The 13916-nt window shown below is 61.0% G+C and carries 13 protein-coding genes and 1 pseudogene; 7 read left to right on the top strand and 7 right to left on the bottom strand.

All coding sequences use genetic code 11. The features are described from left to right. The first annotated feature begins 88 nt into the window (after positions 1-88). Both AC3FOF_RS40710 and AC3FOF_RS40715 read left to right on the top strand, forming a co-directional pair. Positions 89-906, top strand: a protein-coding gene (locus AC3FOF_RS40710; RefSeq protein ID WP_488728592.1) for an IS5 family transposase whose coding sequence is annotated in 2 segments (ribosomal slippage) — positions 89-437 and positions 437-906 — 819 coding nt in all. Because the reading frame shifts where the segments join, the coding sequence is not laid out codon by codon here. Between the two features lie 42 nt (positions 907-948). Beyond that, positions 949-1021 (top strand): annotated as a pseudogene (locus AC3FOF_RS40715). 50 nt (positions 1022-1071) lie between these two features. Here the strand turns inward: AC3FOF_RS40715 and AC3FOF_RS40720 are convergent. Both AC3FOF_RS40720 and AC3FOF_RS40725 read right to left on the bottom strand, forming a co-directional pair. Next, positions 1072-2238: a GGDEF domain-containing protein gene (locus tag AC3FOF_RS40720; protein WP_488729855.1), complete on the bottom strand. Its 1167-nt coding sequence runs from the start codon at positions 2236-2238 to the stop codon at positions 1072-1074. 175 nt (positions 2239-2413) lie between these two features. Then, positions 2414-3007 carry a response regulator transcription factor gene (locus AC3FOF_RS40725; RefSeq protein WP_488729856.1) on the bottom strand — a complete coding sequence of 198 codons (594 nt, stop codon included), beginning with the start codon at positions 3005-3007 and terminating at the stop codon, positions 2414-2416. Between the two features lie 266 nt (positions 3008-3273). Here AC3FOF_RS40725 and AC3FOF_RS40730 point away from each other — a divergent pair, with 266 nt between their 5' ends. The 5 genes from AC3FOF_RS40730 (at position 3274) to AC3FOF_RS40750 (ending at position 8463) form a co-directional block, all read left to right on the top strand. Beyond that, on the top strand, positions 3274-4245 hold the full coding sequence (locus tag AC3FOF_RS40730; RefSeq protein WP_488729857.1) for a helix-turn-helix domain-containing protein: 972 nt from the start codon (positions 3274-3276) through the stop codon (positions 4243-4245). Between the two features lie 104 nt (positions 4246-4349). Continuing rightward, on the top strand, positions 4350-4604 hold the full coding sequence (locus AC3FOF_RS40735; protein WP_488729858.1) for a hypothetical protein: 255 nt from the start codon (positions 4350-4352) through the stop codon (positions 4602-4604). 1202 nt (positions 4605-5806) lie between these two features. Next, positions 5807-6823, top strand: a complete 1017-nt coding sequence (locus tag AC3FOF_RS40740; protein ID WP_488729893.1) for an ABC transporter substrate-binding protein — start codon at positions 5807-5809, stop codon at positions 6821-6823. Beyond that, on the top strand, positions 6820-7677 hold the full coding sequence (locus AC3FOF_RS40745; protein WP_488729859.1) for an ABC transporter ATP-binding protein: 858 nt from the start codon (positions 6820-6822) through the stop codon (positions 7675-7677). The genes AC3FOF_RS40740 and AC3FOF_RS40745 overlap by 4 nt, the downstream gene beginning before the upstream one ends. A gap of 12 nt (positions 7678-7689) precedes the next feature. Next, positions 7690-8463, top strand: coding sequence for an ABC transporter permease (locus AC3FOF_RS40750; RefSeq protein ID WP_488729860.1), 774 nt, complete (start codon positions 7690-7692; stop codon positions 8461-8463). Positions 8464-8756: 293 nt separating this feature from the next. Here the strand turns inward: AC3FOF_RS40750 and AC3FOF_RS40755 are convergent, their stop codons facing one another. From AC3FOF_RS40755 to AC3FOF_RS40775, 5 genes are all read right to left on the bottom strand, one after another. Continuing rightward, positions 8757-9134, bottom strand: coding sequence for a transposase (locus AC3FOF_RS40755; protein WP_488729861.1), 378 nt, complete (start codon positions 9132-9134; stop codon positions 8757-8759). A gap of 240 nt (positions 9135-9374) precedes the next feature. Beyond that, positions 9375-10448: a porin gene (locus AC3FOF_RS40760; RefSeq protein WP_488729862.1), complete on the bottom strand. Its 1074-nt coding sequence runs from the start codon at positions 10446-10448 to the stop codon at positions 9375-9377. Between the two features lie 101 nt (positions 10449-10549). Next, positions 10550-11905, bottom strand: a complete 1356-nt coding sequence (locus tag AC3FOF_RS40765) for a nucleobase:cation symporter-2 family protein (protein ID WP_488729863.1) — start codon at positions 11903-11905, stop codon at positions 10550-10552. Between the two features lie 88 nt (positions 11906-11993). Then, positions 11994-12818, bottom strand: a complete 825-nt coding sequence (locus tag AC3FOF_RS40770) for an alpha/beta fold hydrolase (RefSeq protein WP_488729864.1) — start codon at positions 12816-12818, stop codon at positions 11994-11996. Then, on the bottom strand, positions 12815-13885 hold the full coding sequence (locus AC3FOF_RS40775; RefSeq protein ID WP_488729865.1) for a Rieske 2Fe-2S domain-containing protein: 1071 nt from the start codon (positions 13883-13885) through the stop codon (positions 12815-12817). Before AC3FOF_RS40775 ends, AC3FOF_RS40770 begins: the two co-directional genes overlap by 4 nt. Between the last annotated feature and the right edge of the window lie 31 nt (positions 13886-13916).

Here is a 13916-nt window from a genome sequence, read left to right on the forward strand (position 1 = left end):
AGAACCTGTTTCAAAAAGACCAGCTGGGTACTGTTAACCGCAAGGCGAAGCTGTTAACCTCGTCCGTTGTGACAACAGGATAGAGAGGATGGGCAAGCCGATCATCGACGACGAATTGTGGGCATTGATCGAACCGCTTCTGCCGCCAGCCAAGCCGCGGCGATTCCGGTATCCGGGTCGTATGCCGGTGTCGGACCGGGCCGCATTGACCGGCATCCTGTTTGTGCTGAGAAGCGGCATTCGCTGGAACGAACTACCCATCGAAATGGGCTGCGGCTCCGGGGTCAGTTGCTGGCGGCGGCTGCGCGACTGGCAAAGCGCGGGGGTATGGGATCGCCTGCACGAGATCTTGCTGGCAAAGTTGCGTGCAGCGGACCGCATCGATTTCTCGCGCGTCATCATCGACTCCTCTTCAGTTCGGGCGGTTGGGGCGGGCCAAAAACAGGACCGAACCCCACCGACCGCGCGCGACCCGGTTCCAAGCACCACGTCGCTACCGACGCCAACGGCACGCCGATTGCGGTCATCCTGACCGGCGCGAACCGTAACGATATCACCCAGCTTTTGCCTCTGATCGAAGCGATTCCTGCGATCCGGGGATGTCGAGGCCGTCCCTTGCGCAAGCCAGGTCGGATCTACGCAGACCGCGCATACGACCACGACAAGTATCGTCGACCGCTTCATGCTGCCGGCATCCCGACTTCGATCGCCCGGCGTGGTCAGCCCCACGGTAGTGGACTCGGCAAGATCCGCTGGGTCGTCGAGCGTACTCATGCCTGGTTGCACGCATTCCGTCGTCTGCGCACCCGCTTCGAGCGTCGCGCAGACATTCACGAAGCTCTTCTCAAGCTGGCCTGTTGCCTTATTTGCTGGCGCACCCTTCAGCGTGAAGAGAGTTCATTTTGAAATGAGTTCTAAGGCGAGGTGAATCGGTCTATGCTGGTAGGCAGCGGAGTGGAGCAGCTGGAAGCTCGTCGGGGAAGTGCACCGAAGGTCGCGGGTTCAAGTCCTGCCTCCGCAACAAGATCACATGAAAGCCCGCTCGATTGGCGCCGCGCGGGCTTTCGCGTTTCAGCAAATGCTCAACTCTTCGAGTTGGGATGCGTTGCAGTCAGACCGCGCGACGCGATTCCGGCCGGCTTGCTTTGCTGCGTAGCAGGCACTATCCGCAGCCTGAATCCAGTGGTCCCAGCGCTTGTCGCTGGCGTTGACCCATGCGACGCCGATGCTCACCGTTACCTTCACCTTTGTGCCGGCCGTATCGACGCTCATGGCTTCGACGCGTTTTCGCAACCGCTCTGCAATTTCCACGGCCTTGTCCGCGCTGACTTTGGGCAGATAGAGCGCAAACTCCTCGCCACCGAATCGCGCGAAGGCATCACTCGTGCGCAGACCACCCTGAATGGTTCTGGCGAAGGCGGCCAACACCTGATCCCCAACGGGATGGCCGAAACGGTCGTTGATCAACTTGAAGTGATCGAGGTCCAGGAAGGCGACGGCACCACCAGGGAGCACCTTGGCCGGCAGACGGGAGAGGAACCACTGCCGATTGCCGACACCGGTCAGATTGTCAGTCTGTGCCGCGAGCAGGAGTGCTGCCTCGGCGCGTTCACTGACCAGGGCTACCACGAGAAGTGCGATCAAGAAATTGCAGAAAATCTGCAGGAAAAGGGCCGTGGCCAGGTCGAACGAGTTAGCGATGTTGCCGACGACAAAGATGAGACGAGCCGCTTCGATTGCCGCACTGGTTGCCAGGCAGGCAACCAGGGGCAGCCGCGAAGGGAGCGGTTCACTGAGGCGATCTCTCCAGAGATTGACGGCCGCAGCGGCGAGAAAGCATACGGCAGTGAGATGGTAGGAGCTGGTTCGTAGTGTGTCGACGAGTGGAAAACGAGTGATGATCCCAGCAAGGAACCATCCCGCGGGGAGCGAGAGCATCAGCCAGCGATGGATTCTGCGCCGGCCGCTCACGCTGCGGATGCCGCACCAGACCAGTACGTAGCCCGTGATGCCGAGCAGCAGGCCAAGGTGTGCCCATAGCCATGGAGGCAGCGCGGCCCTCTCGCCCAGGGAGGACAGGGTGGCGCCCACAGTCAATGCGCTGAACCCCGTGGCCAGCATTGCCAACCCGTCTGGTTTGGTGGATTTCCGGCGAGTGTTCAGGATGCCAATGGCGCCCGCCAATGTCGAGGTACCGTGAAGCAGGAGCGTCGTGGCGAGATCAATAGTGATGCGCATAGGTCAGACGACAAGAGCGTACGCCGCCGAAAGCCGCAATTGGGAAGAAGTGATTTACCAAGCAATAGCATGCGCCGGGCAGATCGGCGAGCACAACGGCGTTCTACCCCGCACCGGAGGGGGAGTAGAAGAGAATGCGCAGAATAGATATTTAGTGCGTGTTAAAGACATTGAATTAATCGATCGAGGCCGGCGAAGCTAAGCTGAGCTGTCGCATTCTGGATATGACTTGTAGTCGCGAGCATGCACCAAGCTGGAGCAGAATGGCCGAAACATGTTTTCTGACGGTGCTTTCCGTTAATCCAAGACGCTGCGCGATTGCCTTGTTGGACATGCCATCGAGCAAATGGAGCAGCACAGTACCTTGGCGGTTCGTGAGGCCGAGGGCCCTTGTCTCGAATGTGCAGCCCAGAGTCGCGCCGACAGGTTGATTAGGTACGTCGCTCGGTGGGCAGACAGATGGGCCGCTATTGTCGTCAAGGAATGGCTTCATCCTCGATACAAGCTCTATGCGCTTGCGAGCGCCAAGGCGCTTCAGGATGGCGGCGACATGTTGTTTGACGGTATTCACCGCCAAGCCCAAGCGGCGTGCGATGAGCTTATTGGGCAGTCCCTCCAGAACCAGGACGAGCACGACCTGTTGACGTTCGCTCAGGCCGTGTCGAGCGTGTGAGATGCCTTCGGCGTGCATCACATTGAACGGCTTCTGGATCTGAGAAACCGAAAGTTTCGGTAGTGTAGTGAGAATGTCCCTAAGCTGCCCGTTCACAGCTCTCTCCCGTTTCTTATCCCAGCATCGACTTCATTGCCGGAATTTCACCAAAGCGCGACTTTTGAATGAAGTGAGCAAATAGCCTCTTGAGGGGATTCTGCTCTTCTTATTGGTTCAATCACGATACCATGTGACTGTCTTTAATGGCAGAATTTGATCGTTTCAGGAAGTGAGGGGGGAATGATGAGAATAAAGCGCATCGCTCAAGTATGCGCACCGTCTTTGCGAACCGCCCCAGCAGAGTGGGTGATTGGCGAGAAAATATGAATGAGAGACCAGAGATCTATGCCCAGAAGCTGATCGCGAGCGACGCCGACGAATTTGCGGCGCGCCTGCGACCGATCTGGGGCAATGTCGAGATCGACTCGGGGAGGGGAGATCATTTTGATGTGCGGCTGGCGTCGAGTCTCGCCGGCGGTGCGGTGACGCATCAAATCCAGACGACGACGGGCGTTCAATTCCGATTTGACAGGCAGTTCGACGGCTACGCGCTCGTTTTGCTCCATGAGGGCGGTCTGCGGGCGCGGATTGGGCAACAGGAGCGCACCTGGTCGGCAGGCGCTTGCGCAATTCTGGATGCGACGCAGGTCAGCCAATGGCAATGGCAGGCGGGCAGCTACGACATGCTGCTGGTCTCGGCGAGCGATATCACGCAGCGGCTTTCGACCCTGCTGGAAGCACCCGTGACGCGCCCTTTGATGTTCCAGGCAGAGGTTTCCCCGAAGTCGGACGGGGTGAGACTGGGTGGTGCGGTGATGCAGCTGATGCAGTCGTGTTTCGGCGATGACGGATCCAGGGTGACGGCGATGGCCACGGCGGCCAGCATACGTGACGTTGCCGTGGGGGTCTTCCTAGAGGGCTTGCCGCACAATTATGCCGACAGGCTGCTAGGCAAGGCGCCGGGACCGTCACCACGGCATGTAAGATCCGCGATCGAGTTCATCCATGCCTATGCGCGGGACAGCATTCTCGTCGAGGATATTGCCAAGGCCGCCGGCGTCAGCGTGCGCGCCCTGCAGGTCGGATTTGCCACGTTCAAGAACACCACGCCAATGGCGTACTTGAAGCGAATTCGCCTGGAGGGCGTGCGCAATGAACTCCTGCACAGCGATCATGCGTCGGTTGCTGAAGTCGCGATGCACTGGGGGTTCAAGCAACTCGGTATGTTCGCCAAGGTGTATCGCGACGCGTTCGGCGAGCTGCCATCGCAGACACGTCGGATTGCGAGGCGGTAGGGAGGATCCCGTCCCGCCGGCAAAAAAACCAGACGATCCTCCCGCGGAAAGCGACGGATCGTCTGGGCGCTATTAGCAGAAACCTCGCAGCGCGGATACTAGATGTGCCATATCTGGCTGACTACCCTGCCATCGATCGGGCAATCGAAATGCCTGCGCATGTTGAGCGTGTTGTGCGTTATTTTGATATTTGGGCGAAAAAGAAGGCGATCCGCCACATGGAGAAATGTGGTGTGGCGGGTCGCCTTTCCGTCAACCGCGGGAGATCAGTTCCGCAGGGAGAGCATTGGGCGTCCATCCCGGATGAATACCCTGCCCACGATGGGTCAATTGGAATATCTGCGTTATTGGTTGAATAGATGCGTAAATGCGATATGCCGGCGCCGTTCCGGAAGGCGCATCGAGGGTTGGCCGCTATTCGTAAAAAATCCGCCACATCTCCGCTAAGCGGCTGATTTGAACAGGCTTCTGCCGACGCATTCCCCCTCCCTAGGGCCGGTAGGCTCAGGAGGGGGAATGCGTTGGCAAAAGCCTGTTCAAGATTAGCGTTCTTTGCCGTAGCAGGCCGTTAGTCTGGACGTGGAATGAGAAATCGCGAACTGCCTCGATTGTCAACACAGCTTCACCTTCTAGCTTCAACGCACTGATTTTGACGTACTTACCTGCGTTGCGACAGTCCGTCTTCTGAAATGCGTTCATCACGATCTCGCCCTCTGCGGGCTCCCGTCCCATGACGTCATCGCGCCGGCAGCCGCGGGGCGCTGCGCGCTTTCACTTGCCGACGGCTGCGCCCCACCGGCCTGCAGGTCGGCGCTGGTCCGCGCCGCATGCGCGGCGAGGGCGCGCGCGTCCTGGCGGACCTGCGCTGTGGTAGCGGCATTGTGGAAATCGAGCAGCGCGTGCCGGGGGCCATACGCGAGCACGTGGAGATAGGGGGGCGGTCGCCGAGTTGCAAGTCGGCGACTCGGGCACTGCGGCCGTCGGCTGCCGTCACGCCGGTGCTGAGAAGGGGGCAACAATGGCGCGGGTCCGCAGGGCCGGGAGGTCGTGCTCCGTGGAGGGCTGGAGATAGGTCTGCAGGCGGGCGTCGGCATCCTCCGGTAGGAAGATCGGATCGGGGTCGCCCAGCGGCCAGTGCGCGCCTGCTACTCCGCGGGGTTGGATGCTCGTACGCCGGCGAAGCCCAGATGCCGGCAGAGCCGGTCGAGCAGCTTGACGTCTCGCATGCGGGTCGCTTCGCCGTGCCCGGCGGCGCCGGCATTTGCCGTGAAGCCATTCGTGCACCAGCACGCCGCGGCGAATTGCCGACAATTAGATTCGGCAACGCTCGTCGGTAAAGCAAATTGCACATTTTGTGGCAGACAATCCGTAGCGGCCATGCCCTGAAAATGGGCTGAAAATGCAGGCACGTAACTTGCGGACGACTCTCTTCAAGTGATCAACTTTATGGAGAGAGTTCATGCCACGTTCCCGCGTCAATCCGTCCGGTGTTGAGGCCGGCAGTGCTGCCGCGCCTCGCAGCGTTGCTGGCCAGCGCCGCCGCCTGCTGAAACTCGGCGTGATGGGCGGCATCAGCCTGGTGCTGTCGACACAGTTTGCTGGTGCGGCCCACGCTCAGTCGGCGCCGACCAACGTTCGCTTCCAGCTCGACTGGCGTTTTGAGGGCCAGTCCGCGCTGTTCCTGCTCGGCGAGCAGAAGGGCTACTACAAGGCCGAGAAACTCGATGTGTCGATCGACGCCGGCAACGGTTCGGGCAACGTGGTCAACCGCGTGGCCTCCGGCGCCTATGACATGGGCTTCGCCGACATGGCCTCAGTGATGGAGTTCTACGGCAACAACCCTGACGCGAAGAACAAGCCGGTGGCCGTGATGATGGTCTACAACAACACGCCGGCAGCGATCCTCGCGCTGAAGAAGTCCGGAATCCGCGCGCCGAAGGATCTGGCCGGCAAGCGCATGGGCGCGCCGGTGTTTGACGCCGGCCGCCGCGCCTTCCCAATCTTCGCCAAGGCCAACGGCCTGCAGCCGGCCTCGTTCAACTGGCAGGCGATGGACCCGACGCTGCGCGAGACCATGCTCGCGCGCGGTGACCTCGATGCCATTACCGGATTCTCGTTCTCGTCGATCCTGAATCTGAACGCACGCGGAGTGAAGGACGAGGACATCGTGGTGCTGCCATATCCGCAATACGGAGTGAAGCTGTACGGCAATGCGGTGATTGCCTCGGAGGACTTCATCAGGAAGAACCCGGGGGCGGTAAAGGCCTTCCTACGCGCCTTTGCCAAGTCCGCGCGCGACGTGATCGCGCGTCCGGAAGAGGGCATCAAGGCGGTCAAGGCGCGCGACGGCATCATCGACGAGAAGCTGGAAGTGCGCCGGCTGAAGCTGGCACTCGACAGCGTGGTCAAGTCGCCCGACGCCAAGGCCGAGGGCTTCGGCCGTGTCAACAAGCCGCGCCTCTCGCTGATGGCTTCGCAGGTGGCCGATGCCTTCGGCACCAAGGGCCGCATTAACCCCGATGTGCTGTGGACCGACGCGTTCCTGCCGAGCGCAGCTGAACTGGATGTACTGAGATGATGACGCGCCAGGCTACTTTCTTGCCCGCCTCCGGCTGCAGTGCCGCGCCCGCGGAGATCGCAGAGCCCTTCGTGGAATTCAATCGCGTCTGGCTCGCCTACAACGACGATCTCGCGCGTAAGGGAGAGTTTGCGGTCGAGGATGTTTCACTACAGGTGGCGCCGGGCGAGTTCATCGCCATCGTTGGCCCGTCAGGCTGCGGCAAGTCTACCTTCATGAAGCTGGCGACCGGGCTCAAGCTAGCCACGCGCGGCACCGTGAAGATCGCGGGCCAGAAAGTCACCAGCCCGCTCAAGCTGGTCGGCATGGCGTTCCAGGCGCCCACGTTGCTGCCGTGGCGCACCACGCTGGACAACGTGATGCTGCCGCTGGAGATCGTCGAACCGTACCGCTCGACGCTGCGCGCGAAGCGCGAGGAATATGTCGACCGTGCGCGCCGGTTGCTTCATACCGTGGGCCTGGCCGGCTACGAGGACAAGTACCCGTGGCAGCTGTCCGGCGGCATGCAGCAGCGCGCCTCAATCTGCCGCGCGCTGATCCACGAGCCGCGCATGCTACTGCTCGACGAGCCCTTCGGGGCGCTCGACGCCTTTACCCGCGAAGAACTCTGGTGCGTGCTGCGTGACCTGTGGCAGGCCCAGCGGTTCAACGTGATCCTTGTCACGCACGACCTGCGCGAAGCCGTGTTCCTGGCCGATACCGTCTACGTGATGAGCCAGCGCCCGGGCCGCATCCTGATGCGCAGGGAGATCGACCTGCCGCGCCCGCGCGACCTGGAACTTACCTATACCGAACCCTTTGCCGACCTGGTTCACGTGTTGCGCGAGAAGATCGGCCGTGTGCGGCAACACTGAGGCAACCCAACGATGACGACTCTTACTTCCGCACAGGAGCGCCGCGTGCAGCGCGTGGCGCCGTGGCTGCTGCTGGGTGCCGTGCTAGTGCTGTGGCAGGGCGCCTGCATGGCCTTCGGCGTGTCCGACTTTATCCTGCCGACGCCGTCGGCGATCGTGGCCTCGCTGGTGGAATACGCCGGCGTGATCGCCGGCCACGCGTGGCGCACCTTCTGGACCACCATGGTGGGCTTTGGCGTGGCCATTGCCGTGGGCGTGTTGCTGGGGCTGGCGATGGGCTCGTCGCGGCTGCTCTATGCCGCCAGCTATCCGTTGATGACGGCCTTCAACGCGCTGCCCAAGGCCGCCTTCGTGCCGATCCTGGTGGTGTGGTTCGGCCTGGGCGCCGGCCCGGCGATCCTGACCGCGTTCCTGATCTCGTTCTTCCCGATCATGGTCAATATCGCCACCGGGCTGGCCACACTGGAGCCGGAGCTGGAAGACGTGCTGCGCGTGCTGGGCGCCAAACGGCGCGACGTGTTGTTCAAGGTCGGGCTGCCGCGCGCCATGCCGTATTTCTTCGCATCGCTGAAGGTCGCGATTACGCTGGCGTTTGTCGGCACTACGGTGTCGGAGATGAATGCAGCCAACGAAGGCATCGGCTACCTGCTGGTTTCGGCGGGCTCAGCGATGAAGATGCCGCTGGCGTTTGCCGGGCTGGTGGTGATCGCGGTGATGGCGATGCTGATGTATGAGTTGTTTGCCGTCATCGAGAAGCGCATGACAGGCTGGGTGCACCGCGGATAAATGGCCGCCGCCGGACTACGCGTGGTCCGGCGGTACGTTGGTCGTGTACTAGCTCTGCCTCGTGGCAAAGCTGGAGCTGACGTTACCCGTCTCGCAGCCCACGATCAGCTTCATATGGCCGCGATCATAGGCGGCCCTACTGAACTGTACAGGCAGGCCATGCGCAGCCAGGTTCAGCAAGCATGGTGTGGCCGGCCGGCCCCAAATACCTTCACCACCCGCGCCAGTACCGAGTCGGTCCCCGCTCGCATTGTCCAGCGGCTCGGTAGCTAACCAGATCGCCTCGATGCGGATCAACGCAGCCACCCCCGCAGCCACTCGGCACACTCTGCTGCGGCCGATCCAGGCCAATGAATACTGATCGTCGCTGCACCGCGTCGCACTTCGATCTGTATCTCCGGCATTGAATGCGTCGGCGTGGGCTCGCCGATCTGCAGCGGGATGAACTCAGCTTGCGGCACCGTCATCAACTCGCGGGCTTCGCTTGCGGCATCTAGTTCTTCGTGCTCAGCGACCGAGCGCCGCAGCAAATTCGCATTCAGCCGATGGTGCAGGGCTACCGCCGCAATCGAAACACCAGGTTGCATGCAGTCCTGGACGGCTTTGGCCTTGAACTCAGCGCTGTGCCGGCGTCGACGTCGTGCCGGTGCGTTCTCTTCGATAGTGTTCACGTGTCCACCAAGAATTTAGATGGACACGATGCTCCTTGCTCTCTCTTTTTTCCCTTCAAGACGGGTTCACCGGGCGCTTACCTCGATCCGCGCAAATGCCATCCAAGCCTTGCCACGCTTGGACGGCCGGGATTCCGCAGGGCTGACTATGTAGATATGGGGCGGGGCGTGCGCAAATGCGAAACGGCCGGTCGGTAGGCACCGGCCGTTGTCCTTACACGGCGAGCGCGGAGCGCAGAATCAGAAGCGGTGACGCACGCCCCCGCCGAAGCTGTCGCCGTGCGACTGGCCGCTCAGCTTGTCGTAGAAGTACGCGGCATAGACGTCGGTGCGCTTGGACAGGTTGTAGTCGTAGGCGACGCCGACCGTGTTGCGCTTGAAGTCCGCGACACTGTTCTTGGTCTTGTCGTAGGCATAGGAGACCAGCACGTTGCCGTTGCCCACCGGGATCGAAGCGCCAACCTGGCCGTTGGTGTGCTTGATGTCGCCCGTGGCGCTGTTGACGTCGCTCTTGATGTACTGGCCCTGCGCGAACAGCTTGACCACCTTGAAGTCGTAGCTCACGCCGACCTGCACGGCGTTCTGCTTGTCGAAGCCGGCCAGCGCCGTGGGCGAGGTCACATCACCCGGAGTGCTGTTGAACTTGACCTGCTGGAAGGCTACGGTGGCGCCGAAGTTGCCGTTGAAGTAGAGCACGTTGCCGCCCCACTTGTTCTTGCCGACGCTGCCTGCCTGCTCGCCGAACGAGTACATCGCGTTGGCGGTCAGGCCGCCAAAATTCGGCGTGGAGTACACCAGCGAGTTGCTCCAGCCCGAGTCGCCGATGATGCCCGGGTCATAGACGCGGCCATTGCTGGCCGAGAAGTAGGTGTGGAAGATCGCCGGCGAGAACACATAGGAGTCCACCAGCGGGTTGAACAGGATGGTCGAGATGAAGTAGGGCGTGGTGTTGCGCCCGAGCTTCACCGTGCCAAGCGTTGCGCTCTGCAGGCCGACAAAGGCGTTGCGGGTGAACAGCGCATCGCCGTCGAAGCGGCCTTGCTTGCCGGAGTCCGGGCGCAGGAAGCCGTTCAGGTCGAAGATCGCCTTCAGGCCGGTGCCAAGATCCTCGGTGCCCTTGATGCCGAAGTACGAGGTTTGCATGCCGCCGCTGTTGACGCCGTAGGCACGGTCGGCACCGCGTGCCTTGGTGGCGCCGACATAGGCGTCGACCATCCCGTACAAGGTGGTGCTGGATTGTGCCATCGCGTTGCCGCACAGCAAGGCCGCGGCCAAGACCGCCGGTTTCACGACCGGCTTGAACTTGTGTTGCATAAAGACATCCATGGTTGACTTCGTTTTCAATGGAGTTGAGGACCGTCGTAGACAGCGAGCTGGCGCGGGGCGATTGTGTCGTTAGCGCAAAGGTTACCGCACTAGGATTCACTCCTGCGAATAGCGGCCCCATGCTCTGCAAGCGTCGCCTCGCAACTGCGTGGCTTGCCGTTCAACAGCAGATTCAGGCTGAATGCCGACATTGCACCGAGCAGAATGCCGCTGTGTGTAAGGGGAGTCAGCCACTTTGGGAACTGTGCAAAGAACGACGGTGCGGCCATCGGAATCAAGGCCACGCAGCAACTGACGGCCACAATCAGCAGATTGTCTTTGTTATTCGTAAAGTCCACCGCTGAGAGCATTCTGACGCCTGCGGCGATGACCATGCCGAACATGACAATTCCGGCTCCACCCAGGACATAAGGCGGGACGGTTGCGATAACGTGCGCCAGCTTTGGCATGACCCCCAGAACCATCATGATGACGCCGCCTGCAGCGCAGACATAGCGGCTCTTAACACCGGTCATGCTGATAAGACCGATATTCTGGGTGAAAGAGGTATAGGGGAACGTATTGAATACTCCGCCGAACACCGCGCCCGCACTATCAGCCATCAGACCTCGCGTCATCGTCCGCTTGTCCACCGGCCGCCCGACGATATCGCCAATGGCAATGAACATGCCCGTCGACTCAACGAGAATTACCGTCATGACGATGCACATGCTGACAATCGCCGCGAAATGGAAGGTTGGCAAGCCGAACTGGAACGGCAATACCAGGCCGAACATCGGGGCACTACTGATTTCGGCAAACGAGACTTTGCCGAGCAACACGCAGAGCGCATAACCGAAGACGAGACCCAACAGTACGGAAATGTTCTTGACGATGCCCTTCCCAAGTTTGTGGAGGAGTACGATGAACAGCAGTACGGTCAGAGCTATCCCGATGTTGGCAGGACTACCGAAGTCGGCGGCGCCAACGCCTCCTCCCGCCCACCGTATCCCAATCGGGGCAATGGAGAGCCCGAGCAGCAGAATGATTGAGCCGCTTACCACCGGAGGGAAGTAAGGGAGGAGCCGCGTTACGAGCGGCGAGATTGCCATGCCGAACAGGCCACCAGCGATAACCCCCCCATAGATGCCGGTGATACCGATGTCGGGATTTGCCGCCATGGCAATCATTGGGCCGACTGACACGAAAGACACCCCCATCATCACTGGCAAACGCGCGCCCAGCTTCCACGCGCCAAGACACTGCACAAGGGTCACCACACCGCCAGCGAAAAGGTCGGCGTTGATGAGAATGGCGACCTTGTCCGGCGACAGCTTGAGCGCGCCGCCCAGAATAAGCGGTACCGCTACTGCGCCGGCATAGAGTACGAGAACATGTTGAAACGCGAGGGATAAGAGCCGGCCGAGTGGCATCCTCTCGTCTACTGCATGAACTGGGGGCATCATTGTCTCCTGCTGTCTTCTACTGAGGCTCGATGTGGTGGAGGAGCCAGAGCTCGGGGCAACGCCCCCTGGCTCCGGCAAAGCGCGTGCACTAAATCCGAAAGAATGCCTCCAGGTGCTCGCCAACGGCCTGCGGCGCTTCAAGTGGCAACAGATGCCCGGTGTCCTTCAAGCTGTGAAAGACCGCGTCGTCGACCCGCGCCGCCATCTCTTCCATCACCTGCCGTCGAACGAAGCTTCGCTCCCCATGCAGGAACAACGTGGGTACCCTCAGGTTTTCAAGAGTCGCCCAGGAATCGTCATTGCGAAATGGCCAGCGGGTAAAGAAAAAGCGGTCATGCTTACGTGCCCAGGTACCATCATCCCCGGGACGTACTGAGCTCGCCGCAAAAAGGTCCAGTAGCGGATCTGGCGCATTTGGATTCGCGGCACGCTCCCACATGTAGACCGATTTGAGGTCCGGAAACTGTGCGGGGCGCGGCGGCACCGCATCATCCGCCTGCCGGGAGGACGGCTCAACATCAAGAACCGCTAATCTACGCACCCGGCGGAGATGATGCGCCGTGTATTCGAGCGCGATCAGGCCGCCCCACGACAATCCCGCAATATCACATTCCTCGATTTCCAGCGCCTCAAGGAGGCCGGCCAGATCTCGGACGTGATCACTGGTGGCATACGCCTCAATGGCGGACCACTGACTATCGCCGTGCCCCCGGAGGTCCGGGACAAGGACCTGCCGTTCCCGCGACAGATGGTTGGCGACATCGTGCCAGATCCACGCATTGCCAGTTACCCCATGGAGACAGAGCAACGGCGGTGCGCTTGTTGTGTGTTCGCCGAAACTGAGCACGTGCAAGATCTGGCCATCAAGCTGGACGTTGAGGTGGCGCACTGCTGCGGATCTCACCGGCATCATGGTGCGCCCCCTTCGGACGCAGCAATTTCAGCAAGCCAGCGCCGATACTCGATCGTGACGACATCGGCGCCCCGCACCGGAATCTCACGCTCCGAGTCCGGAGCGTTCGAGAGGTGGAACCACAGCGGGCGCTGAGACTCGATGATGGGCTTGTCCTCGGCAAGCACTTGGGCTTCGAAGTCCATGAAGAACTTGTCGTAAACCGGCTCCGTCCCAAAGTCGCGCGCCTGCCACCAGAAGCTGCGGGTGGTATGTTCGTCAACGGGACATGCCGCCATGAACAGGACATAGCGCTTCCCGTTGGGGAACGTCCGCTTCAGATGCACGGTCGCCGGCATCGTCACGTGATATTCGTTCCTGGGCTCGATCCACTCTTCGGTCAGGCCAAGCAACTGTTTCTTCAACCCAACTCCGGGTTCCTTGATACCACTCCGGTCAAAGCGCAGTACCGACTCTTCGCGCCAGACCCTGACCGGCTCCACGCGGGGATTCGCCCGGCTGCCGATGGAGCCGTCGTGCACATAGGCAAAATGGCAGAAGTCGACGAAGTTCTCGAGCCGCCGCGGTGCGCTCGTCGCCCAATCGTATGTTTCGCCCTGCAAGACGCGGTACGCCGAGTCATTCAGTTCCGGGAAAACCGGCGTAGGAAATAAGGGCTTCTCAAGCGCTACCCAGATGATCCCGGCCTGCTCCGTCGCGTGGTAACACGACGTCGATACCTTCATGGTATCTGTCAGTTCCTCACGGGCCGGAATGCGAACACAGGCGCCTTCGCCGTCAAAACGCCATCCGTGGTACGGGCACTCGATCGCGCCATCCACAATCTGGCCCAACGCCAGTTTTGTTCCCTTGTGAGGGCAGCGGCCATTCAAGGCACGAACTTCACCGTTCAGCCTGGCGATAACCACGGACTGTCCCAACAGGGTCACGTCAATCGGCTTGTCCAAGAGTTCCGCCGCATAGGCTACGGGGTGCCAGTACTTCCTGAGTGCCTTGAATAGAGGCGGACTTTCTGCTTTGCCGCGCAGGTCGCGCAGCGGATTGCCGGTATTGGAGAGGTCTGTCATGGGGAACTCCACTAAATGCCAGACCTTCCGG

The sequence above is a fragment of the Cupriavidus sp. 96C5-1 genome (assembly GCF_057798855.1).